At 60.7% G+C, this 23,249-nt stretch carries 17 protein-coding genes; 4 read left to right on the top strand and 13 right to left on the bottom strand.

The genetic code is table 11. The features are described from left to right. Window positions 1-51: 51 nt before the first annotated feature. Both AABM52_RS09295 and AABM52_RS09290 read right to left on the bottom strand, forming a co-directional pair. A complete protein-coding gene (locus AABM52_RS09295) occupies window positions 52-825 on the bottom strand; it encodes a hypothetical protein (protein ID WP_347911454.1) in 774 nt (257 codons plus the stop codon). Between the two features lie 5 nt (window positions 826-830). After that, window positions 831-3,566 (bottom strand): type VI secretion system tip protein VgrG, encoded by a 2,736-nt coding sequence (locus AABM52_RS09290; RefSeq protein ID WP_347911453.1) that lies wholly within the window; start codon window positions 3,564-3,566, stop codon window positions 831-833. A 336-nt stretch (window positions 3,567-3,902) separates the two neighbouring features. Between AABM52_RS09290 and AABM52_RS09285 the strand changes: the two genes are divergently transcribed. Next, window positions 3,903-5,024, top strand: a complete 1,122-nt coding sequence (locus AABM52_RS09285; RefSeq protein ID WP_347911452.1) for an HlyD family secretion protein — start codon at window positions 3,903-3,905, stop codon at window positions 5,022-5,024. Beyond that, complete coding sequence (locus tag AABM52_RS09280) at window positions 5,021-6,613, top strand: DHA2 family efflux MFS transporter permease subunit (RefSeq protein WP_347911451.1); 1,593 nt, start codon at window positions 5,021-5,023, stop codon at window positions 6,611-6,613. The genes AABM52_RS09285 and AABM52_RS09280 overlap by 4 nt, the downstream gene beginning before the upstream one ends. A 12-nt stretch (window positions 6,614-6,625) precedes the next feature. Here the strand turns inward: AABM52_RS09280 and AABM52_RS09275 are convergent, their stop codons facing one another. The 5 genes from AABM52_RS09275 to AABM52_RS09255 all read right to left on the bottom strand — a co-directional run bounded on the left by AABM52_RS09275 (window position 6,626) and on the right by AABM52_RS09255 (window position 11,148). After that, a complete protein-coding gene (locus AABM52_RS09275; protein ID WP_347911450.1) occupies window positions 6,626-7,066 on the bottom strand; it encodes a carboxymuconolactone decarboxylase family protein in 441 nt (146 codons plus the stop codon). A gap of 91 nt (window positions 7,067-7,157) precedes the next feature. Beyond that, window positions 7,158-8,600: a mechanosensitive ion channel family protein gene (locus AABM52_RS09270; RefSeq protein ID WP_347911449.1), complete on the bottom strand. Its 1,443-nt coding sequence runs from the start codon at window positions 8,598-8,600 to the stop codon at window positions 7,158-7,160. 221 nt (window positions 8,601-8,821) lie between these two features. Beyond that, window positions 8,822-9,448, bottom strand: a complete 627-nt coding sequence (gene ycaC / locus AABM52_RS09265) for an isochorismate family cysteine hydrolase YcaC (protein ID WP_347911448.1) — start codon at window positions 9,446-9,448, stop codon at window positions 8,822-8,824. 56 nt (window positions 9,449-9,504) lie between these two features. After that, window positions 9,505-10,188 (bottom strand): isochorismatase family protein, encoded by a 684-nt coding sequence (locus tag AABM52_RS09260; protein ID WP_008049795.1) that lies wholly within the window; start codon window positions 10,186-10,188, stop codon window positions 9,505-9,507. A gap of 93 nt (window positions 10,189-10,281) precedes the next feature. After that, window positions 10,282-11,148 (bottom strand): pirin family protein, encoded by an 867-nt coding sequence (locus AABM52_RS09255; RefSeq protein WP_347911447.1) that lies wholly within the window; start codon window positions 11,146-11,148, stop codon window positions 10,282-10,284. Window positions 11,149-11,252: 104 nt separating this feature from the next. Between AABM52_RS09255 and AABM52_RS09250 the strand changes: the two genes are divergently transcribed. Continuing rightward, window positions 11,253-12,161: a LysR family transcriptional regulator gene (locus AABM52_RS09250; RefSeq protein ID WP_347911446.1), complete on the top strand. Its 909-nt coding sequence runs from the start codon at window positions 11,253-11,255 to the stop codon at window positions 12,159-12,161. 269 nt (window positions 12,162-12,430) lie between these two features. Then, window positions 12,431-13,234, top strand: coding sequence for a 2,5-didehydrogluconate reductase DkgB (gene dkgB, locus AABM52_RS09245; RefSeq protein ID WP_347911445.1), 804 nt, complete (start codon window positions 12,431-12,433; stop codon window positions 13,232-13,234). 3 nt (window positions 13,235-13,237) lie between these two features. On the opposite strand, the gene AABM52_RS09240 is transcribed toward dkgB, so the two are convergent. The 6 genes from AABM52_RS09240 to AABM52_RS09215 all read right to left on the bottom strand — a co-directional run bounded on the left by AABM52_RS09240 (window position 13,238) and on the right by AABM52_RS09215 (window position 23,173). After that, window positions 13,238-16,465 carry a transporter substrate-binding domain-containing protein gene (locus tag AABM52_RS09240; RefSeq protein WP_347911444.1) on the bottom strand — a complete coding sequence of 1,076 codons (3,228 nt, stop codon included), beginning with the start codon at window positions 16,463-16,465 and terminating at the stop codon, window positions 13,238-13,240. Then, window positions 16,466-17,092 carry a response regulator transcription factor gene (locus AABM52_RS09235; RefSeq protein WP_347911442.1) on the bottom strand — a complete coding sequence of 209 codons (627 nt, stop codon included), beginning with the start codon at window positions 17,090-17,092 and terminating at the stop codon, window positions 16,466-16,468. 106 nt (window positions 17,093-17,198) lie between these two features. Beyond that, window positions 17,199-17,600 carry a chemotaxis protein CheY gene (locus tag AABM52_RS09230; protein ID WP_347911441.1) on the bottom strand — a complete coding sequence of 134 codons (402 nt, stop codon included), beginning with the start codon at window positions 17,598-17,600 and terminating at the stop codon, window positions 17,199-17,201. A gap of 105 nt (window positions 17,601-17,705) precedes the next feature. Then, window positions 17,706-18,422 (bottom strand): MgtC/SapB family protein, encoded by a 717-nt coding sequence (locus AABM52_RS09225; RefSeq protein ID WP_347911439.1) that lies wholly within the window; start codon window positions 18,420-18,422, stop codon window positions 17,706-17,708. 128 nt (window positions 18,423-18,550) lie between these two features. Then, on the bottom strand, window positions 18,551-21,265 hold the full coding sequence (mgtA, locus tag AABM52_RS09220) for a magnesium-translocating P-type ATPase (protein ID WP_347911437.1): 2,715 nt from the start codon (window positions 21,263-21,265) through the stop codon (window positions 18,551-18,553). Window positions 21,266-21,835: 570 nt separating this feature from the next. After that, the gene (locus tag AABM52_RS09215; protein ID WP_347911435.1) at window positions 21,836-23,173 is read right to left on the bottom strand and encodes a SidA/IucD/PvdA family monooxygenase; all 1,338 of its coding nucleotides are present in this window, start codon (window positions 23,171-23,173) and stop codon (window positions 21,836-21,838) included. Window positions 23,174-23,249: the final 76 nt, after the last annotated feature.

The following is a 23,249-nucleotide window of genomic DNA, read 5'->3' as shown; positions in this document are numbered from 1 at the left end:
TCCCTCTAGACTATTTTTCAGCTTGCCACCCCAACAAAGCTGACACTAACATTAGTTAACCTGCCACTTGGTGAACTCATCTAATTCTTCATCGAAAAAGTTCACCGCACTTGATGCAAGCCAGCTAAATGAAGTACCCCCAGCAAGCAGCAGTGCAATTGTGCATACCGGTGCCCCTGGTCCACACACTGCAATAACGGCACTGCCTGCCAAAATAGTCCCCACCACACCCCCACCAATTACAGCCCCTTGCTTGATCACTTCTTTCGATTTATTTTCCGCGTTCGCGATTTCGTATGCAGCATAGGTAATAGTAACAACAATCAATACCTTACCAGCGACCCTCAACACCTTATTTCGCGTATTGTACTGAGCATTCGGCCGCGCCGAAGACTCAATAATCTCATAGTGAATTGAGGTTTTTTGATGAACTTCCAGATCAACGAACCTTTTGCCAAATTTGTCAATCGCCTTACTATCCAACAGATCTTCCAAGGTTTTAGAGATCATTTTTTTACGTTCTGCGATGGATAATCCGTGCGAAGAGGTTTTCGCTCGGACCTCAATCATAATTTTGTTTCGCATCTCGTAGCAAAATTCTGCGGCCTCCTTAACCGAGACTTTGCCGGACTTCACCTGGGCTAAAACATCAGCTTTAACCCTGCTTACATTTCGATTGTAATTATCACGCTGCCTTGCGTCACTTATAAAGTCCGCAGAAAACTTTAGGGCCGCCCCCTCAAAGCTTTCAATAGCTTTTTCTAGAGTGTCATCATCAATTGCGTGTGTTTTTCCAGCAAGATAGTAGCGATGAAAAGAATCCATAATAGTTACTCCGCAAGTTTCTTTAGCAATTTTTCAGTGCCACTGATGATCGTGTTTTCTTGCTTGCCCGGACTCTCCACTTCGAATTTGACGCAAGATTTTCCAGCAAAAGAATAAAAGTTCACCTTATTCTCGCTATCAAATTCACCTTGCAGAGTCGCCCCGTCATCCATGGTGGCTGTGCACTTTATGCCCTGGTAGTTCAATTCAGGCGGGGCAGAAAAACTGATCCATTTTGTTGAATCCGGAAACTCAATCTTCAGCCCGCCCGGCAACAGGGTATGAGCGCTCATGGTTCGCCCCTCCTTGTCGGTTACACCGGTGAACACCTCTCCCTGTTCAGTGGTGATTCGGTAGCGGGTAAACGCCAGCGGTGCCTGGGCCTCATCTTTCAGAACATATTCCCCGGAATAACCTCCGGGTAAAGGTGTTGCCGGCGTATGTAGCCTGGCGCTGCCAAGTTTTTGCACATGCTTGGCCCGCTGATAGATATTGCCCTGGGCGCCCTGGTCGAGGTCGCCGTCTTTTAAGCGGACAAAGACCCCTCCGCATTCCAATATCAGCTCTTTCTCAGCGCGGATGTGCACTCGGCCATCCACGCTCTCGATCCTGATATCGCCCTTCGCCAAGGCGTTCAGAAGGCCCTCAAGAGCATGCAAATCGAGGTTGCCCTTGGCCGCCTTGAGCTGCATGTCCGCACTGTGCGCGAGCAGGCTGATTCCATCCTCGGCGGTGGCGGTGATGTTCTGCCCGGCGCTGAGATCGACGTTGTGCGCGGCAACGATGGCCACGCTTTCGCTACCCGAGGACAGGCACACCGCCTCAGGGCTGAGCAGACCTATACCGGCCGGGGCATGCAGCAACAGGCCCGGTTCGGCCAAGCCATTGAGGGCCTGGGTCAGCCGCTGTTGGCTGGCGGTGTCGCCGGGGGTGACCTTGGCCCCGCGGGCCGCCTCGGCCAGGGATCGCGCCAGCGACAATGCACTTTCCAGCTGCGTTATGGCGGCGTCCATGTCGAGTTGCACGCCCTGAGCCTTCTCCTGTTTGTCCGCGCTGATGAAAATGCCCTTGCCGCCACGAATGGCACCATGACCATCGCTACGCAGTTCAAACCCCTCACCCCGTTTTTGACGCTCGGCATCCACCACATGCCCGAGGTTGAGCTGGCTCTTGCCGCTGTGTTCGGTGCTGAGCTTGATGTGCTCCTGCCCGCGGGTGTCGTCCAGCCGCAGTTTGTTGTTGGCCGGGGTGCGCAGCACGTTGCGCTTTTCGTTGTACATGGTGACGGGGTCGGGGTGCTGGCTGTCGTGCAGGGCGTGGGCGATGTAGGGGCGGTCCGGGTCGCCCTGTTCGAAGGCCACCGCCACTTCGGTGCCAGCGATCAGCGGCAGGTGCAGGCCGTGGGTGTCGCCGGCGTACGCCCGGGCCAGGCGCAGCCAGGTGCTTTCGCGACCGGCGTCCCAGGTGTCGCGGTCGAACAGGAACTGCACCCGGTAGCGGCCCTCGGCGTCGGTATCGGCGTAGGGGTTGTGGGCCTGCGCGCTGGTCACCCGGGCCGGCACGGTGCCGGCGATCAAGGGTTTGGGTGGCACCTCTGGGCGAAAGCACACCGCCTGCGCATAGGGGATGGCCTGGAAGCTGCACTCGAAGCTGCGGTCGCGGGCGGCGCCGGCCTTGAGCCCGATGATCACCGCCCGCGGCGCGAAGGCCTGGGGCGCGCCGTCGGTGACTTCCAGCACCTGGCCCGGCGCCAGGCGGGCGCTGCTGCTCATGCCGCGAAGGCGGGTGCGGCGGTTGAGGTATCGCTCGTGGCGCAGGCGCGCATAGAAGTAGCCGCTTTCGCACTGCACGTCTTCGGGGAAGTCATGGCGGTCGCCGAGCGCGGTGTAGGGTTCGGCGTAGTGATAGGCCTCGCCGTAGGTGCCCTTGGCGCCGCGCGTCTGGTCGATGTCGCCGTCGAGGTGCGCGCGGGCGTCACGGTGGTGGTAGGCGCGGATGTTCACGTGCTGCTCCACCACCTGGTGTTCCGACTGCAGGGCCCAGACGCTGTCCTCACCGCTGCTGCTCAACCCGGAGAGCGGCCGCAGCGGCAGTTCGACGTCGAACTGGTAGGCGCGCGGGGAGTCGTGAAATTCGACGACGTCGATACTCAGGCGTTCGTCGCTGGTGAAGCGGTACCAGATGCCGACTTCGGCCAGCAGGCGGGCGATAAAGGCCAGATCGCTTTCGCCGTATTGCATCACCTGCTCGCGCCGGGGGTACTCGCGGTGCAGGTGGAAGAGGAAGTCCTGGCCCCTGAAATCGTGGCGGCCGCGCAGGATGTGCTCGACGATTTCCGGCACCGAGCGGTGCTGGTAGATCCGGTATTGCCGGCCCCGCGCGAGCAGCGCCAGACGCGGTTGCAGGGTGACTTCGTAGCGCGCCTCGTCGATGGAGGCGGACAGGCGTTTGAAGCCACCGATCACCCCGTGCAAGGTGCGCAGCGGCTTGACCTCGGACGGTTCGAAGATCAGCGACGAGACTTTTTCCGGCAGCGCGTGCAGGCTGAAGCTGGCGGGTTGGCCGAGCAGGCGTTCGGCGTCGATGTCGAGCTGGCTGGAGGTGAACTCGATGGAGTAGCTGAAGGGCTGGCTGAGGTGTTCTTCGCCGTGGAAGGCCAGGACGTCGAGGGGGGCGTCCAGCTCTCGGACCCAGAGTGTGTGGCGGCTGTGGTCGAAGAAAACGGGCAATACGGGGTGCATGTTGCAGACCTCCCTAGTCTATCGATGCAGGCGGGGAGGCTTCGTTGCCGCCCTCGCTCGAGCGCTGGGAAGCTTTCAAGAAGCTGACAATGGTTGATATAGGGCGTTTCTAATAAGCGTGTAGGGTGTTTCCGAATAATGCAGCAGGCCACAACACCCTAAGACTCTACCTACAACAGCAAAAGAATCCTCGGCATCTCGACAGTGGCCATGAATGAGTCTTCCTGATCAGAACTCCACCTGACGACCGGCAGCAAAAACCATTTGCCACAAAATATTACATACGTTCATATTACAGCCATCATAATTAACCGCCGCCCTGACAGGTATCCCTCCATGACCAGCATGTCCACCGTAGAACCCGATCTGGACTCCCCGGTGAAACCGGCAAAACCTCCCCTGCTCAAACGCCTGCTGTTGCCAACAGTGGGCATCGCAGCACTGGTGCTGGCTGGTATGTATGGCGCGCATTGGTGGACCGCCGGACGTTTCATCGAGGAAACCGACGACGCCTACATCGGCGGCGACGTGACGGTGATCGGGCCGAAAGTGGCGGGTTACATCGATGAAGTGCTGGTGGCCGATAACCAGAAGGTCAAGGCCGGCGACGTCCTGATCCGTCTCGATTCCCGCGACTACCGCGCCAACCTGGCCAAGGCCGAAGGCGCGGTGGCCGCCCAGGAGGCCTTGCTGGCCAACCTCGATGCCACCGAACAACTGCAACAGGCCGTCATCGGCCAGGCCCGTGCCGGCATCGACGCCGCTGGTGCCGAAACCGCCCGTTCGCGGGATGACGATGCCCGCTACAAAAAACTGGTGATCACCAACGCCGTCTCGGTGGAAAGCGCCCAGCGCGCCAACACCACGTTCAAGACGGCCCAGGCCCAAAGCAACCGCGCCCAGGCAGAACTGCTGGCCACGCAACGCCAGTTGAATGTGATCGACACCCAGAAACAACAAGCCCGGGCCGCCTTGATCCAGGCCAGGGCCGAGCGCGACCTGGCGCAATTGAATGTCGGCTACACCGAACTGAAGGCGCCGGTCGATGGTGTGATCGGCAATCGCCGGGCACGGGTCGGCGCCTACGCCCAGGCCGGCTCGCAATTGCTCTCGGTGGTGCCGACCAGCGGCCTGTGGGTCGATGCCAACTTCAAGGAAGACCAACTGGCGCACATGGTGCCGGGGCAACGGGTGGTGATCCGCGCCGACGTGCTGTCGGGCCAGGAATTCCATGGTCACCTGGACAGCCTCGCCCCCGCCAGCGGTTCGCAATTCAGTGTGTTGCCGCCGGAAAACGCCACCGGCAACTTCACCAAGATCGTGCAGCGGGTGCCGGTGCGGATCCACCTCGACCCGGCCGACAGTGTGCTCGGCCACCTGCGTCCGGGGTTGTCGGTGACCGCTGAAGTGGATACGCGCAAGGAGCCTGAAGCGCCAGCCGTTGCGAGCGCGCCATGAGCCGCGCCCTCGCCGCCCCGGCGCAACCGTTCAATGCCGCGAACATGGCGACGGCGACCAAGGTCTTCGCCTTTGCCAGCATGTGCATCGGCATGTTCATTGCGTTGCTGGATATCCAGATTGTCTCGGCTTCGTTGCGTGACATCGGCGGCGGGCTCTCCGCCGGCACCGACGAAACCGCGTGGGTGCAAACCAGTTACCTGATCGCCGAAATCATCGTGATCCCGCTGTCGGGCTGGCTGTCCCGGGTGTTCTCGACGCGCTGGCTGTTCTGCGCATCGGCGGTGGGTTTCACCCTGACCAGCCTGCTGTGCGGCGTGGCCTGGAACATCCAGAGCATGATTGCCTTCCGTGCCCTGCAAGGGTTTCTGGGCGGCTCGATGATTCCACTGGTGTTCACCACGGCCTTCGTGTTCTTCACCGGCAAACAACGGGTGATCGCCGCTGCGACCATCGGCGCGGTGGCCTCATTGGCACCGACCCTGGGGCCGGTGATTGGTGGCTGGATCACCGACATATCGTCCTGGCACTGGCTGTTCTACATCAACCTGGTCCCGGGTATTTTTGTTGCCGTGGCCGTGCCGATGCTGGTGAAAATCGACCAGCCGGAACTGTCGCTGCTCAAAGGCGCGGATTACCTGAGCATGGTGTTTCTGGCGCTGTTCCTCGGCTGCCTGGAATACACCCTGGAAGAAGGCCCGCGCTGGAACTGGTTCAGCGACCGCACGATCCTGACCACCGCGTGGATCAGCGGCCTGGCCGGGCTGGCATTCATCGGCCGGACCCTGCAGGCGGCCAACCCGATTGTCGATCTGCGCGCCTTGAAGGATCGCAACTTTGCCCTCGGTTGTTTCTTCTCGTTCGTCACTGGCATCGGCCTGTTCGCCACCATTTACCTGACGCCGCTGTTCCTCGGCCGAGTGCGTGGCTACGGTGCACTGGACATTGGTCTGGCGGTTTTCTCCACCGGGGTGTTCCAGATCATGGCGATTCCGCTGTATGCCTTTCTGGCCAACCGCGTCGATCTGCGCTGGATCATGATGACCGGCCTTGGGCTGTTCGCGTTATCGATGTGGGATTTCAGCCCGATCACCCATGACTGGGGGGCCAAGGAATTGATGCTGCCGCAAGCCCTGCGCGGGATTGCCCAGCAACTGGCGGTGCCGCCGACGGTGACCTTGACCCTCGGCGGCCTGGCGCCGGCACGGCTCAAACATGCGTCGGGGTTGTTCAACCTGATGCGCAACCTGGGCGGGGCTATCGGCATCGCCGCGTGTGCGACCATCCTCAACGACCGCACCAACCTGCATTTCACCCGGTTGGCGGAGAACCTCAACAGCACCAACGAGGCGCTCAACCAATGGCTGTCCCAGGTCGGCAACAACTTCGCCGCTCTCGGTCAGGGCGGTGACGTCGGGGTCACCGCCAGCCTGCATCAGTTATGGCTGCTGACCTACCGCGAAGCCCAGACGCAAACCTATGGCGACGCGTTCCTGATGATCATGGTCTGCTTCATTATCGCCACGGCGATGGTGCCCCTGATGCGCAAGGTGCAACCACCGGCCGCACCGAGTGCCGATGCTCATTGATGCTTGTGCAGGTCAGGCCTGAGGCATTTTACGAAAGCCGATGGCCAGGCGGTTCCAGGCGTTGATGGTGGTGATGGCGACGGTCAGGTCGACCATTTCCTTGGCGTCGAACTGAGAGGTAGCCAATTCATAGTCTTCGTCAGGGGCATGGGTCTGGCTGATCAGGGTCAGGGACTCGGTCCAGGCCAGTGCGGCGCGCTCACGCTCGGTGAAGAACGGCGTTTCGCGCCAGGCCGACAGTGTCGCCAGGCGACGCTCGGATTCACCGCCCTTGCGTGCATCGGCGCTGTGCATGTCCAGGCAGAAGGCGCAGCCGTTGATTTGCGAGGTACGCAGCTTGACCAGTTCGATCAGGTTTTTTTCCAGCGGCAGCTTCGACACCGCTGTTTCCAGGGCGATCATTGCTTTGAGGGCGTCAGGGGAAGCGGTGTAGAAATCGATACGGGTTTTCATGGCGTGCTCCAGGGCAAGTGGGTGTGGCACTACGTTAGTCCCACGACCGGTCTACACAAATAGCCAATCTTTCAGAAGTCGAGGAGGCCATTCAAACCCGATTGCGCAACCACTGCAAAAAGCCCTTTTTCGCCTGCGCCACCGGCAACTCCTGAGTCAGGGTTTTCGCCTTGTGCAGCCGGTAATCGAGCAAGGCTTGCATGGCATCGTTGATGTCATGACGGGCATCCAGGCACGGCTTGAGGTAGGACTTTTCGATGCGGTACAGGCCACAGAAGGTCTTGGCGCTGAACTGCGCAGGCAGCGCGCTGTCGGTGAGGATACCCGCCTCGCCGATCACCTCCCCCGGTCCCATGCGGCCGGATTCGAATGGTGCTCCGTGGCGCATCAGCGTCACCGAGACCACGCCGGACTCAATGATGAACAAGTGTTCGCTGACCTCCCCCCCTTCCAGAATCGTCTCCCCGGCACGGAAGGTTTGCAGTGTCATGTTCTGGCTGAAGGTGTCTTTCTCTTCCTGACGCAAGGTGGAGAAAATCGGCGAGCTGTCCAGTAACGCCCGCTGCCGTGTCAAGTTGACCGGCGGGTCGAGTTCCACGCTCGACAACAAATTGATCCCGGATGCCTGTAGGTGCCGGTAGGCCAGGTCGTATAGTTGATTGCGCACCTCGCGCTTCTCGCTCATCGACGCGACAAACCCGCTGATTTCGTATTCCACCCCGGTGCTGCTGGCGTTTTTCAGGGCGACGTTAGGCGCTGGCTCATCCAGCAGCAGGCGACAGCCCTGCATGGCACGCTTCAGGGCATCGATCACGGTGTTCGGTCGCGCATGTGGGCTGAGTTCCACAGAGATGGATATGCCAAAAATATCGCTCGGCCGACTGAAGTTGATGATCTTGGCCTTGGCCGCCAGTGAATTGGGAATCACCGCCATGCTGCCTTGAGAGGTCTGCATGCGCGTGGCACGCCAGTCGATGTCGGTCACCTTGCCCTCCATGCCATCGATGGAGATGTAGTCATCCAGTTGGTACGGCTTGGTGGTGTTCAGGACGATCCCGGAGAACACGTCGCTGAGGGTACTCTGCAAGGCCAGGCCGACGATGATCGCCAACGCACCGGACGTCGCCAGCACGCCCTTGACCGGGAGATCGAGCACATAGGCCAGGGCGGCAATGATCGCGATCAGGAAAATCACCGCACCGAGCAGATCCTGAAGCAATCGCCCGGTATGCCCGACCCGTTGCATCATCACCGCGCCGATCAGCACGGTCAGCATCCGCGCGCCGAACAACCACCAGCCGATCTGCAATCCGGTGGCCGCCAGATGCAAGGGTACGTTGTCGGCCCAGGGCGGCGGCTCCATCGGGTTCAGGCCTTCATTGAACAGCAGAAGGCTGTATAGCGCGAAAATCGTGACCCGCAACAGAAGCTTCCAAGGGTTGCGGTTGTCACCGATTAAACGCCACAACCCGAGGTCAATCAGGATCAGCACCATGGCGCAGATCAATGGGTGTTCGGTGAGGAAAGACAGCATCAAGCAACTCCAGCCAAGGCTAATAACGCGAAGATCGCACAGATTGGCCATAGTGTAGGAGCAATTGATTTGGCGGGATGAACACCCTCCCAAAAACACCACAAAACCAATGAGGGAGCGAGCTTGCTCGCGAAGGCGGTAGAACAGTCACTGTTGCAGTGACTGTCAGGCCGCCATCGCGAGCAAGCTCGCTCCCACAGGGGGGATGCGTGATGCCGAAGTTACTTGCTATTGGCCAGCGCGCTGTAGCTGGTCATCAGGTTGCGGTAATCCGGAATATGGTTGGAGAACAGCGTACCCAACCCTTCGATGTCGTTGCGCCAGTCGCGGTGCAGTTCACAGGCCAGGCCGAACCAGGTCATCAGTTGCGCGCCCTGAGCGGTCATTCGGTTCCACGCCGATTCGCGGGTCAGTTCGTTGAAGGTGCCGGACGCATCGGTGACCACGAACACCTCAAAACCTTCGGCCAGGGCCGAAAGCGCCGGGAACGCCACGCACACCTCCGTCACCACACCGGCGATGATCAGTTGTTTCTTGCCGGTGGCCTTGATTGCCTTGACGAAATCTTCGTTGTCCCAGGCGTTGATCTGGCCGGGGCGAGCGATGTACGGCGCGTCCGGAAACAGTGCCTTGAGCTCGGGCACCAGTGGGCCGTTCGGGCCGGTTTCGAAACTGGTGGTGAGGATGGTCGGCAGCTTGAAGTACTTGGCCAGGTCGGCCAGGGCCAGCACGTTGTTCTTGAAACGATCCGGGTCGATGTCGCGCACCAGTGACAGCAGGCCCGCCTGGTGATCAACCATCAGAACCGCGGCGTTGTCCTTGTCCAGACGCTTGTAGGAAGTAGTCATTGCAGTAGTCCTCGCGTGTTATCGATGCCGAGTGGAAATCGGCGTGGGGTCACCGGTCAGCGCTGGGAGTCCAGCGCCTCGTGTTCGTTCGCCACTTGCTGGGCCTTGAGGTAACTCTCGATCAGCAATTGATAATGCGGCATGGCCTGGGCGTAGACAGCGGCCCACTGCTCGGCATCCGGACGGTTCCACGAACCTTGCAGCTCCGAAAGCGTAGCCATGATGTCGATCGGCACCACCCCGGCCTGGGCCAAACGGGCAACGGTCAGATCAGTGGCCAGTTTCGAGTGGTTGCCGGAGGCGTCGACCACGGCAAACACCTTGTAGCCTTCATGCACCGCTGCAATGGACGGGAACGCCAGGCACACGCTGGTCAGGGTGCCGGCGATCACCAGGGTTTTCTTGCCGGTGGCTTTGACCGCCGCGTGAAACTCCGGGTTGTCCCAGGCGTTGATTTCACCTTTGCGCGCCACGTATTGCGCATGGGGTGCGGCCTCGTGGATTTCCGGGATCAACGGCCCGTTAGGCCCCTGGGGAACGGAAGCGGTGGTGATCACCGGCATCTTCAGCAGGGTCGCGGCCTTGGCCAGGGCAATGGCGTTGGCGCGCAGTTGGGGCACGTCCATGTCCTTGACGATCTGGAACAGTCCGCTCTGGTGATCGATCAACAGCATCGCGCTGTCGTTGGGGTCGATGGTCGGTTTCTGGCCGTTGAAGTTGGCCGCGTAGACAGTGTTCATGTGCGTTTCCTCTTTCTTTTGGGCAACAGCCATCCCTGGCCTGAAAACCGGCCTACTCATCCTGTGTAGAGTCGGGTGTTGAAGCGTTGCGAATTAGGCGTGCATCCGGCCGAAGCGACCGGACTGGAAGTCGGCGAAGGCCTGGTGGATTTCCTGCTCGGTGTTCATCACGAACGGCCCGTGGCCGACGATCGGCTCGTCGATCGGCTCGCCGCTGAGCAACAGCACCACCGCGTCTTCGCTGGCTTCAAGGGTCACCTGATCGCCCTTGCGGTCAAACAGGGCCAGTTGCCCCTGACGCACCGATTCCACGCCGTTGACCTGCACCGTGCCGCGCAGCACAACCAGTGCGGTGTTGCGCCCTTCATGCAGGTCAAGGGTGAGCAACTTGCCGGCATTCAAACGGATGTCCCACACGTCGACCGGGGTGAAGGTGCGCGCCGCGCCCTTGTGGCCGTCGAACTCACCGGCGATCAGGCGCAGGCTGCCGGCGTTGTCCTTCAAGGCGATGGCCGGGATGTCACGGTCGAGAATCGTCTGGTAGCCGGGGTCGGCCATTTTGTCCCTGGCCGGCAGGTTGACCCACAGTTGCACCATCTCCAGGGTGCCACCGCTTTTGGCGAAACCTTCGGAGTGAAACTCTTCATGCAGGATCCCCGAGGCCGCGGTCATCCATTGCACATCGCCAGGGCCGATCTTGCCGCCACTGCCGGTGGAGTCCCGGTGCTCCAGTTCGCCCTTGTAAACGATAGTCACGGTTTCGAAGCCACGATGAGGATGCTGACCAACGCCACGTCGCTCGCTGGTCGGGGTGAATTCAGCGGGGCCGGCGTGATCCAGCAACAGGAACGGGCTGATGTGCTTGCCCAGGTTGTCGTAGGAAAACAGCGTGCGAACCGGAAAACCGTCGCCAACCCAATGGGTCCGTGGACTGGTGTAGATACCGATGATGTTTTTCATGGTGTCTCCTGATGAGGTGAGTGAAGCCATGGACAAAGCTTAAAACCGTGACCTTTGCTGCGCTAGACTGCAAAAATCAGCTTTAGCGTTCTATTTGGAGAACGATGGTGGAAGACCTCAACACCCTCTACTACTTCACCCAGGTGGTGGAGCATCACGGTTTTGCCGCGGCCGGCCGGGCACTGGACATGCCCAAGTCCAAGCTCAGCCGACGCATTGCCGAGCTTGAAGAGCGCCTCGGCGTGCGCCTGCTGCACCGCACCAGCCGGCATTGCTCATTGACGGAAATCGGCCAGGCCTATTACCAGCGCTGCCTAGCCATGCGGGTGGAGGCGGAAAGCGCCGCCGAACTGATCGAGCGCAACCGTTCCGAGCCTCAGGGCCTGGTGCGTGTCAGTTGCCCGACGGCGTTGCTCAATTCCTGGGTCGGGCCGATGCTGACCCGCTACCTGCTCAAGTACCCGCTGGTGGAGTTGTTCATCGAGAGCACCAATCGCCGGGTCGACCTGATTCACGAAGGCTTCGACATTGCCTTGCGTGTACGCTTTCCGCCGCTGGAGAACACCGACATGGTGATGAAGGTGCTGGGCAACAGCACCCAGAGCGTGGTTGGCAGCCCGGCCTTTTTATCGCGCCTGTCGACACCGGCCTCCCCGGCCGACCTCAGCGGCTTGCCGAGCCTGCACTGGGGCGCGGCGCAGCGCGAATATCAGTGGGAACTGTTCGGGGCCGATGGCAGCACCGCGATGATCCGGCATGCACCGCGCATGGTCACCGATGACCTGTTGGCCTTGCGCCATGCGGCGGTCGCCGGGATCGGCATCGTGCACCTGCCCAGTGTGGTGGTGCGCGATGAAATCGCCGCCGGGCAACTGGTGGAACTGGTGCCGGGCTGGGCACCGAAGAGCGGTGTCATCCACGCGATCTTCCCTTCACGCCGGGGCTTGCTGCCTTCGGTGCGCACATTGATCGATTTTCTCGGGGAGGAGTTCAGTCGCAGTGATATTGCTTAGGGTCGGGGTAAGGCTTTGTACCGAGTGATGGCTATCGCGAGCAGGCTCGCTCCTACAGGGGATTTGTGGCGCATATAGATCCAATGTGGGAGCGACGGTGCGGCGACCCGACCTGCTCGCGATGAGGCCGGTACAAACACCATCAATGCCGAAATCTGCCGATGATTCATGACTTTCGGTAAACATTGCTTTGCCGATCAAGCGGTTTTTCTCACGGATGCAGGCGCGGATACTGCCGCCTATTCCCACTGCAACCTCTGGAGTCTTCAATGTCCATTCCCGCCTTCGGCCTGGGTACCTTTCGCTTGCAAGGCCAGGTGGTCATCGATTCGGTGAGCACCGCCCTGGCGCTCGGCTACCGGGTGATCGACACCGCACAAATCTACGAGAACGAAGCCGACGTCGGCGAAGCCATTGCCGCCAGCGGCATCGCCCGGGAAGAGTTGTTCATCACCAGCAAGATCTGGGTCGCCAACCTGGCCGGTGATCGCCTGATCGACAGCCTGAAAGAAAGCCTGCGCAAACTGCAGACCGACTACCTGGACCTGACCCTGATCCACTGGCCGTCGCCGGACGATCAAGTGCCGGTCGAAGAATTCATGGGCGCCCTGCTCGAAGCCAAACGCCTGGGCCTGACCCGGAAGATCGGCGTGTCCAACTTCACCATCGACCTGATGAAACAAGCGATCGCGGCCATTGGCGCCGAGCACATCGCCACCCACCAGATCGAACTGCACCCCTACCTGCAAAACCGTGAGGTCGTCGAGTTCGCGCGCAGCCAGGGCATCGGTATCACGTCGTACATGACCCTGGCTTACGGTGAAGTCCTCAAGGATCCGCTCATCCAGCAGATCGCCGAACGCCTGCACGCGACACCGGCGCAGGTCACCCTGGCCTGGGCCATGCAATCGGGTTACGCGGTGATCCCGTCTTCCACGCGCCGGGCCAACCTTGAAAGCAACTTGAAGGCTCGCGAGCTGACCTTGAGCGAGGCCGACATGGCCTTGATCGCAACGCTGGATCGCGGCCACCGCTTGACCAGCCCGAAAGGCATCGCACCGAACTGGGATTGAGCCTCAATCCTGCTCCAGACGCTGGTCCAGGCGGGCCATGGCTTGCTGCAACCGGTCGACGGCGTCGTCGATCATTGCCGCGCGGCCGTCATTGCACGCCTGCTCCAGCTGTTCGCAACACTCGACCAGGGCGAGCGCTCGCACCATCAGCGCCCCGCCCTTGATCCGGTGCGCCAGTTCCCCCAAGCCCGGGCGATTGCCGCCGGCATGCAAGGCGAGCAGATGCACGCGATCCTCGCGGTTGCTCAGCGCCAGATCGTGCAACAATTGATCGAACAGCTCACGATCTGCATCCGCATAACGCTCCAGCCCGCTCAAATCGAACTCGGCGACGCCAGGATCGTCGATTGCCGTTGAGGACGCGCTGGAAAACCACTGGGCCAGCCACGCCTGCAAATCCACCAGGCGAATGGGCTTGAACAGGCAGTCGTCCATGCCCGCCGCCAGACATCGAGCCTTCTCCTCGACCTGCGCATTGGCGGTAAAGCCCAGAATCAGCGTCGACGACAGCCCCTGCACCCGCTCTTGCTCGCGTATCGCACCCGCCAATTCGTACCCGCTGAGCTGCGGCATGTTGCAGTCGGTGATGACCAGGTCGAACCCTTGCCCGCGCCACTGTTCCAGCCCCTGCGCCCCGTCTTCAGCCTGCACCACGCGATGGCCCAGGTAGCTCAGCTGCCGCGAGAGCAACAGACGATTGGCCGGATAATCGTCGACCACCAGAATCGACAACGCCCGGGTCGTGAGCTGCGCCGGATCCTGGGGCACCCCTCCCGCCGGCAAGGCTTGCAGGGCAGGCAGCACCAGGTTGATGTCCACCCGAGTCCCGCGCCCGAGCTCACTGTCGAGTTGCAACCGGCCACCCATCATTTCGCACAGGGTACGACTGATCACCAGTCCCAGACCGGAACCTTGCCGGGCGCTCTGCTGGCTGTTGCCCGCCTGCACGAACGGGCTGAACAGGCGTTGCTGGTCGAGCGCGCTGATGCCGATGCCACTGTCTTCGATGCATACGCTGACGGCGAGGTGCGCCGGGGCTTGAGGTCGCACCCGCAACGTCAGGCTCACCTGGCCTTCCCGGGTGAACTTGATCGCATTGCTCAGCAGATTGGACAGCACCTGTTTGAAGCGCGTGGGGTCGAGCATCACGTCACAGTCACTGTGTTCGTCGAGTTCGACCCGCCACTGCAGATTCTTCTGCACCGCCAGCCCTTCGAAAACCCGGCAGACCGACGTCACCAGCGCGTGCAGATTGACCCGTTCCGGCGCCAGCGACAAATGCCCGGATTCGATCCGCGCGACGTCCAGAATATCGCCGATCAAATCCAGTAACTGTTGCCCGGCATCGGACGCCACCTCGATGGCGGCGCGGTCGGTCTCCCCTTCATCGGCCCGTTTCAGTGCCAGTTCGAGCATGCCGATCAACGCGTTCATCGGCGTGCGGATTTCATGGCTCATGGTGGCCAGGAAAGTAGTCTTGGCCCGGTTGGCCTCATCCGCCGCGTCTTTGGCTTCCTGCAATTGCCCGAGCAATTGCTGACGCTGGCGAATCTGCCGCCGCTGCCAGACGATCCCGACCAACGCCAGCAACAGCAAGGCACCCGCCACCGCAAACGCCTGCACGATCGCCTGCCGGTGTCTCAGCCAGTAACTCTGCTCGACCATCGAGTCATAGCGCCAGGGTTGGGTCAGCTCGTCAATTTCTTCGGGAGGGATGCTCAACAGCGCCTTGTCCAGGATCGAATGCAGCTCGGTGGCCTCGCGACCGGTCGCCAGGGTGCTTCGTGCAGGGTCGGTGCCCACGGTGCTGGTCACTTGCAGGCGATCGCGATATTGCCGGGAAATCAGGTAACGGGCGCTGATCAAGGAATTGATGCCGCCTTGGGCCTTGCCCTGGGCGACCATTTCCATGGCGTCCGTCGACAGTGGCGCATCCACCAGTTGGATCAGCGGGTAATACTGGCGAAGGTACTCGCCGACAATGTTGCCCCGGGTCAGCGCCAACGTCCTTCCCGCCATGTCATCCAGCGTCCTGGGGCTGTCCGTATCCTCGCGGGTCACCAGCACCGAAGGGCTGCTCAGGAACGCGCGGGTGAACAGCAACTCATCTTCACGCTGGGAACTGAGGCCGATACCGGCCAGTACATCGATCTGCCCGCTCTTGATGGCGGTCATCATCTCGGCCACCGACTTCATGCCCTGGATGTCAAATTGCAAGCCGGTGCGCAAACTGATTTTCGCCAGCACATCGATGCCGATACCGCGGAACTTGCCTTCGCTGTCGATAAAGGAAATCGGCGGGATATTTTCGTTGATCGCGACCTTCACCCGTGGGTGGCGTTCGAGCCAGCGCTGTTCGGCCACGCTCAATTGCAAGGACTGGTTGCCGGGGATAGACACCCCGTTCGCCCCCCAACGACGCAGGATGTTCATTTGTTCATTGGTGGTGATGGCCGCCAGCGCCTTGTTGACAATGCGCAACAGCGAATCGTTGTCGCGGGCCATCGCAAAGGCAAACCGCCCGGACTCCATGGGCGAGAAGTCCGTCAGCTGCACGTTGTCCAGGTAATTCTTGCTGATCAGGTAATGGGCATTGATCGCATCCCCCAGGTAGACATCGGCCTGACCGTACGCCACGGCGCCCATCGCCGCCAATGTCGAGGGAAACAGCTGGACCTGCGCCCTGGAATAGAACTGTTGCACGCTGTATTCGGGCAGGTAGTGATACAGCATCACCAGCCGCTTGCCGGCCAGTGTCGGGTCGAGTACCGGAGGGAAATCGGTGCGGGTGACCAGCACCGGTTGATCGACCGCGTAGGCACTGGACATCTGCAGCTGTGGATCTTCGGCTTCAAACCGATTGGCCGTTCCCAGCAGGTCCGCCTGCCCTTCCTTGATGGCCTGCACCGCATCGGCCCGCGACGGATAACGTCGGACCTCGATGACGATGTTCAACAATTGTTCGAGCAACCCGGCGTAATCGGCGGTCACGCCTTCGAATACCTTGCCCGCCGTGTTGAACTCGAAAGGGGGATAGTCCGGCGCCGAGACAGCCAGCACCAATCGGCCCTTTTGCTGTAGCCAGCGCGACTCGGTTCCCGACAACCTGACGCTCAGGCCTTCGACGCTCGAGCGCCCCAACAGGGTCAACGACTGTTGTGCACAGACCGTCGATGCCCAGAGAAGAAGGCCGATCAACACCCCACCTGCCAGTCGTCGGAGAGCGTTCATTCAGATCAGATGATTGCGCAGGGCGAAATCCCTCAAGTGCACCGACGAGCTCACGTTGAGCTTGACGGTGAGTCGGGTCTTGTAGGTACTGACGGTCTTGTAGCTCAGGTGCATGACCTCGGCGATTTCCAGGTTTTTCGAGCCCCGGGCCAGGTACTGCAGAATGGTCAACTCACGATTGGAAAGCCTGTCGATCAACTGCTTTTCACTGCGTTGCAACTCCCCCATCGACACTGAGCTGGAGGGCGTCTGGGCGAAATAGGTGTAGCCGGCCATCACGCAATTCACCGCCGCCTTCAGGTCATCCAGGGCCTTGCTCTTGGAAACATAGGCAACAGCCCCGGCACGCATGCAGCGGTCCTGATAGAACTGGGCCTCCAGTGAAGTGAACACCACCACGCGGCATCGCGTGTTTTCGGCCTTGATACGGTCCATCACCTCAAGCCCCGCCACACCGGGAAGGCCCAGATCAAGCAGCACGACATCCGGTCGATGCTCGCGGATCAACGCCAGGACCTCATCGCCACGGGAAGCCTCGTAAACCTGCTTGAACCCTTCGCCTTTGAGTACGAGTTTGATCATGGATCGAACCACCGGATGATCTTCCACAATCAGTGCTGACTTCATGACAACTCCCGTGCAAAACAACACGATCGGGCAAAATGCCCTCCAGGCACCGCAGCGGTTGGGCACAACGCTGCGCATAGACTTTTGCATGGAAGGCTGGAAAGAACTACCTGACAGAAATGACAGTTCCGACGAACGGTAGGCGCCGATCGACGGCGCTCATCAGCTGCGTAATGCACACCAGGTCAGGCAGGGCAGTCCGGCTGACCTGGACATTACCCGCGATTGGCGGCAACGGCGCCTGCTGCTCATTGAAGATAAAGGCCTGATGGACCTGCGGGTTATCGGCAAAAAAATCCAACAGGTCCAGCCCTTCGCTGGCCATCGCTCCATTGATGAGCACCAGGTCCAGAGGCTCGCAACCGTACTCCACCAGTGGAAGGAGCTCGTCGAGACTCTGCACCGGTGCCACGCGAAAGTAGCCGAGCTGATTGAACAGCCGCTCGATCCGCAGGCGGTTGAAGTGCTGCGCATCGGCGATCAGGATGCGCAAGGATTTGTTCGGCATGGTGACCTCCAAAAGGATGTCGGTTTCAAGAGGTCGCAAAGCCTACGGAAGACCTTCCTAGGTTTATGTAGGAATATTCCTAAATAAATGCCGGTTAATCTGACTTTACTCCGTGGTACTCGGACTCCAGAACGCCTGCACCACCAGGGTCGAGGTCGAAATCCGTGCCACCAGCGCATCCAGTTCATCACCATCGACCGAGGTGGTCGCCAGGGTGGCTTCGATTTCGATTTCATCCGCGCCGAAGGCATGCACATCGACATCGCTGGCCGGATAGTTGCTGCGTTCCAGTTCGGCTTCGAGCAAGGCCAGCACGCTTTTCTGCTGCGTGCGTCGGGCAATGACATAGACGATGTTGGTGACTTCCGCCGAAATCACATCCAGCGGCTGACGGTTGATGTTGTTGACGATCGGCCGCAGCAGCGTGTTTGCCGCCAGCACAAACAAGGTGCCAAGCAGTGCCTCGGCCAGCAGGTCGGCACCGGCGCAGGCACCGACCGCCGCCGAAGTCCAGAGCGTGGCGGCGGTATTGAGGCCGCGCACATTGCCCTCTTCGCGCATGATCACCCCGGCACCGAGAAAGCCGATGCCGGAAACCACGTAGGCTACGACCCGCACGGCGCCTTCGGCACCGGCTAGCCGGTTGGCCATGTCGACGAAAATCGCCGCGCCCACCGCCACCAGCACGTTGGTGCGCAGGCCCGCGGTGCGCTGCCGGTACTGGCGTTCGAAACCGATCAGGCCGCCGAGGATGAAGGCCGCGCTGAGGCTGACCAGGGTGTCGAGCAGGGAGCTCAGGTTGAGGTTGTTAAGTGCTTGCATATAAAACTCCTGGAAAAACACACGATCCCTGTAGGAGCGAGCCTGCTCGCGATGACGGCGGCACATCCAACATTAAAGTGACTGATCTACCGCTATCGCGAGCAGGCTCGCTCCTACATCTGGCAGCATTACTGCCAGCCAAACCGGCGAATGTAGAACCCCTTCACCGCCTGGGTCAGTGCCATGTACGCCAGCAGGATCACCGGCAGGAACACGAAGTACAGCGACGGCAGCGCCTGCAATTTGAAGTAATGGGCCAGCGGTCCCATCGGCAGGAAAATCCCCACGGCCATGATCAGCCCGGTCATCACCAGCAACGGCATGGCCGCGCGGCTTTGCAGGAACGGGATCTTCGGTGTGCGGATCATGTGCACGATCAGCGTCTGGGTCAGCAGCCCGACCACGAACCAGCCGGACTGGAACAGGGTCTGGTGATCCGGGGTGTTGGCATCGAACACGTACCACATCAAGGCGAACGTGGTGATGTCGAAGATCGAACTGATCGGCCCGAAAAACAGCATGAAGCGCCCGACATCCGCCGGCTGCCAGCGCTGCGGTTGCTTGAGCATTTCGTCATCGACGTTATCGAACGGGATGGCGATCTGCGAGATGTCATAAAGCAGGTTCTGCACCAGCAGGTGCATCGGCAGCATCGGCAGGAACGGGATAAACGCACTGGCCACCAGCACCGAGAACACGTTGCCGAAGTTCGAACTGGCGGTCATCTTGATGTACTTGAGCATGTTGGCGAAGGTCCGACGCCCTTCCAGCACGCCCTCCTCCAGCACCATCAGGCTCTTTTCCAGCAGGATGATGTCGGCCGCTTCCTTGGCGATGTCCACGGCGCTGTCCACCGAAATACCGATGTCGGCGGTACGCAAGGCCGGGGCGTCGTTGATGCCGTCGCCCATGAAACCGACCACATGGCCGTTGCCCTTGAGCAGACGGACGATGCGCTCCTTGTGGGATGGCGTCAGTTTGGCGAAGACGTTGGTGGTCTCCACCGCTTTCGCCAGCTCGGCATCGCTCATGCGTTCGATGTCGTTGCCCATCAGCAGGCCTTGCTGTTCCAGGCCGACTTCGCGGCAGATCTTCGCCGTCACCAGTTCGTTGTCGCCGGTCAGCACTTTCACCGCCACGCCATGGGCGGCCAGGGCCTTGAGGGCGGGCGCGGTGCTTTCCTTTGGCGGATCAAGAAATGCCACGTAACCGATCAGCGTCAGTGCCTGTTCATCAGCCAGGCTGTAGGTGTCGCGCCCTTCGACCATTGGCCGTGCCGCCACCGCAACCACCCGCAGGCCTTCGGCGTTGAACGCGGCCGTGACCTGACGGATGCGCGCCAGCAGTTCTTCGGTCAAGGCTTCATCGACTTCGCCATGGCGTACCCGCGAGCACACCGCCAGCACCTCTTCCACCGCGCCCTTGCAGATCAGCAGGTGCGGTTGATCGCGCTCGGCGACCACCACCGACATGCGTCGGCGGGTGAAGTCGAACGGAATCTCGTCGACCTTGCGAAACGCCGTGCCGACTTTCAGCTCACGGTGGATTTCGACATGTTCGAGCACCGCCACATCCAGCAGGTTCTTCAGGCCGGTCTGGTAGTAGCTGTTGAGGTAGGCCATTTCCAGCACGTCATCGCAGGCGTGGCCCCAGACGTCGACGTTGCGCGCCAGGAAGATCTTGTCCTGGGTCAGGGTGCCGGTCTTGTCGGTGCACAACACGTCCATGGCGCCGAAGTTCTGGATGGCGTCGAGGCGTTTGACGATGACTTTCTTGCGCGACAGGAACACCGCGCCCTTGGCCAGGGTCGAGGTGACGATCATCGGCAGCATTTCCGGGGTCAGGCCCACGGCGATCGACAGCGCGAACAGCAGCGCTTCGGTCCAGTCGCCCTTGGTGAAACCGTTGATGAACAACACCAGCGGCGCCATCACGAACATGAAGCGGATCAGCAGCCAGCTGACTTTGTTGACCCCGGTCTGGAACGACGTCGGCGCCCGGTCGGTGGCGCCCACGCGCTGGGCCAGGGCACCGAAATAGGTGCTGTTGCCGGTGGTGAGAATCACCGCCATGGCCGTGCCGGACACCACGTTGGTGCCCATGAACAGGATGTTGTCCAGATCCAGAGGATTGAGCGTGTCGCGATCCTGCTGACGGGGAAATTTTTCCACCGGCATCGATTCGCCGGTCATGGCTGCCTGGCTGACGAACAGGTCCTTGGCGCTGAGCACCCGGCAATCGGCGGGAATCATGTCACCGGCAGACAGCACGATCAGGTCGCCCGGCACCAGTTGCCTGATCGGCAATTCGATACGCTGTGCGCCACGGTCCTCAAGGTCCCGGCGCATCACCGTGGCGGTGTTACTGACCATGGCCTTGAGGGCATCGGCGGCCTGGTTGGATTTGGTTTCCTGCCAGAAACGCAGCAAGGTCGAGAGCACCACCATGGAGAAAATCACGACGGCGGCTTTCATGTCTTCGGTCAGCCAGGAGATGACCGCCAGCAACGTCAGCAGCAGGTTGAACGGATTCTTGTAGCAGTGCCACAAGTGGGTCCACCACGGCAGCGGCTGTTCGTGCTCGACTTCATTGAGACCGAATTGCTCGCGCAGGGCATCGGCTTCGAATTCGCTCAAGCCGTCGGTGTGACTGCCCAGGATGTTGAGCAATTGACCGGTGTCGCTGCCGGCAGCGGCCACCAGGGTTTGCGCCAGGCTGGGCGGGACTTCACGACTGACCGTGGTGTCGGTGAAGGTTTCCAGCAACGCCAGGCGACGGAAGTGCCGGGCGATGTGGCGGTTACGCAGGAAGCCTGCGAAGAATTCCTTGAGGGTAAGTTTCATGGCTGGTGCCCCTTTGGTCAGCCGGGAAACCGTCGAGCAGGCAGGTCCACGCCGCTGCCGCCGGAACAACCGGCAAAGCAAGGCCTGGCGCGCCGGTCACGAATGACAGGCGTGTCGATAGAGCGGCGGCCACGACAGAAAGTCGAAACCACGCACTGTTCAGCGTCGATGAGAGGGACGTCGGGACACGGCCGGGACTGGCCATGATCGGGATGCCGCTGCTCGCTTGTCGGCGAGACAACGGCACAGGAGACTGCGCGTTATCTTGCCGAGAAAATGCCGGTTACCGAGACCGGCCGACAACTGTCACTCGAACAAGTACCCACTGTGGGTCTCCGTAATGGATGAAAACGCGCGAAGCTTACGCCCCGATGTTTGGAGAGTAAACCCGTTACAAAAGCTTGCAGGGGGAATCGCGGGGTTCTTCAGGAAGGGTTCAGGAATTAATATTTGCGGTGTTCTTTCAGGCCGCCATCGCGAGCAGGCTCACTCCTACATTTGTCCTGCGAACACAGATCCATTGTAGGAGTGAGCCTGCTCGCGATGGCGGCCTGACAGGCACCGCAGGACTTAACTGGCCGTCGCCAACAACAAATCCACCACCGACCGCCCCTGCCCGCGATGCTTGCCATGCTCATACAAGGAGCCTGCAATCTCATCGGCACGAATCGGCAGGATCGACAGCAAGGTGTCGCTCAGCCCATGGCTGGCCTGACAAAAACCCTGCATGTAGAGGCCGGCCTTGCAGCGTTCATCGGTGATCAGCTTGTAGTTGCGATCGACCTCGAAATCCCCCAGGTACTCTTGCAGCGGCGCCAGCAACTTGCGGTGCATCTGCCGCTCGTAACCGGTGGCCAACACCACGGCGTCGTAGTGACGCACCGAGACTTCGCCAGTCGCGTTGTTGCGCAACACCAGTTCGATACCGCGTTCGTTGGCGGTGGCCTTTTCGATCGTGGTCAGGGTGTGGAACGCATGACGGGCGATGCCCGAGACTTTCTGCCGATAGAAGATGCCGTAGATACGCTCGATCAGATCGATGTCCACCACCGAATAGTTGGTGTTGTGGTACTCGTTGACCAGACGCTCGCGCTCGCTGTCGGGCTGCTGGAACACCAGGTCGGTGAACTCCGGCGAGAACACTTCGTTGACGAAGGGGCTGTCGTCGGCCGGCTTGAGTGCCGAGCCGCGCAGGATCATGTCCACCTGCACCGACGGGAAGCTGTCGTTCAAATCGATGAAGGCCTCCGCCGCGCTCTGCCCACCACCGATGATCGCAATGCTCATCGGCCGGTTGTCCACGCACGGCTGCTTGGCCATCTGCGCCAGGTACTGGGAATGGTGGAACACCCGGCCGTCATCCTTGAGCGCCCTGAACACTTCGGGAATGCGTGGCGTGCCACCGGCGCTGACCACCACCGAACGGGTGGTGCGCACCTGTTGATGCCCTGTCGCATCGCGGGAAATCACACGCAACGCCTCGACCTGATGGTTGTGCAATACCGGCTCGATGGTCAGCACTTCTTCGCCGTAGCGGCTTTGCGCGGTGAACTGTCCGGCGACCCAGCGCAGGTAGTCGTTGTACTCCATGCGGCACGGATAGAAGGTGCCCAGGTTGATGAAGTCCACCAGGCGCCCGTGGGCCTTGAGGTAATTGACGAACGAGTAAGGGCTGGTCGGATTGCGCAGGGTCACCAGGTCCTTGAGGAAGGAAATCTGCAACTCGCTCTGGGTCACCAGGGTATTGCCGTGCCAGCGGTAGTCGGCCTGCTTGTCGAGGAACAGCACATCCAGGTTGCCCTGGCTCGCCCCGCGCTCTTGCAGTGCGATGGCCAGTGCCAGGTTCGACGGGCCGAAACCGACGCCGATCAGGTCGTGAACGAGGGGCGAAGCAATTGCCTGTGTCATTTCCAGTGTCCTCTGGATGTTCCCCTCAAAGGCGGGGCATTGAACCTAAGTGACCTGACCCACCAAGGGCCGCACA

The organism is Pseudomonas grandcourensis (assembly GCF_039909015.1).
Classification (GTDB): Bacteria; Pseudomonadota; Gammaproteobacteria; order Pseudomonadales; family Pseudomonadaceae; genus Aquipseudomonas; species Aquipseudomonas grandcourensis.
Note: the sequence above shows the minus strand (reverse complement) of the source record. Positions and strands in the feature narration are given on the sequence as shown.

Coding starts and splice junctions, on each gene's coding strand:
- AABM52_RS09295 (WP_347911454.1), bottom strand. CDS start 825: ATGGATTCTTTTCATCGCTACTATCTTGCTGGAAAAACACACGCAATT.
- AABM52_RS09290 (WP_347911453.1), bottom strand. CDS start 3,566: ATGCACCCCGTATTGCCCGTTTTCTTCGACCACAGCCGCCACACACTC.
- AABM52_RS09285 (WP_347911452.1), top strand. CDS start 3,903: ATGACCAGCATGTCCACCGTAGAACCCGATCTGGACTCCCCGGTGAAA.
- AABM52_RS09280 (WP_347911451.1), top strand. CDS start 5,021: ATGAGCCGCGCCCTCGCCGCCCCGGCGCAACCGTTCAATGCCGCGAAC.
- AABM52_RS09275 (WP_347911450.1), bottom strand. CDS start 7,066: ATGAAAACCCGTATCGATTTCTACACCGCTTCCCCTGACGCCCTCAAA.
- AABM52_RS09270 (WP_347911449.1), bottom strand. CDS start 8,600: ATGCTGTCTTTCCTCACCGAACACCCATTGATCTGCGCCATGGTGCTG.
- ycaC (WP_347911448.1), bottom strand. CDS start 9,448: ATGACTACTTCCTACAAGCGTCTGGACAAGGACAACGCCGCGGTTCTG.
- AABM52_RS09260 (WP_008049795.1), bottom strand. CDS start 10,188: ATGAACACTGTCTACGCGGCCAACTTCAACGGCCAGAAACCGACCATC.
- AABM52_RS09255 (WP_347911447.1), bottom strand. CDS start 11,148: ATGAAAAACATCATCGGTATCTACACCAGTCCACGGACCCATTGGGTT.
- AABM52_RS09250 (WP_347911446.1), top strand. CDS start 11,253: ATGGTGGAAGACCTCAACACCCTCTACTACTTCACCCAGGTGGTGGAG.
- dkgB (WP_347911445.1), top strand. CDS start 12,431: ATGTCCATTCCCGCCTTCGGCCTGGGTACCTTTCGCTTGCAAGGCCAG.
- AABM52_RS09240 (WP_347911444.1), bottom strand. CDS start 16,465: ATGAACGCTCTCCGACGACTGGCAGGTGGGGTGTTGATCGGCCTTCTT.
- AABM52_RS09235 (WP_347911442.1), bottom strand. CDS start 17,092: ATGAAGTCAGCACTGATTGTGGAAGATCATCCGGTGGTTCGATCCATG.
- AABM52_RS09230 (WP_347911441.1), bottom strand. CDS start 17,600: ATGCCGAACAAATCCTTGCGCATCCTGATCGCCGATGCGCAGCACTTC.
- AABM52_RS09225 (WP_347911439.1), bottom strand. CDS start 18,422: ATGCAAGCACTTAACAACCTCAACCTGAGCTCCCTGCTCGACACCCTG.
- mgtA (WP_347911437.1), bottom strand. CDS start 21,265: ATGAAACTTACCCTCAAGGAATTCTTCGCAGGCTTCCTGCGTAACCGC.
- AABM52_RS09215 (WP_347911435.1), bottom strand. CDS start 23,173: ATGACACAGGCAATTGCTTCGCCCCTCGTTCACGACCTGATCGGCGTC.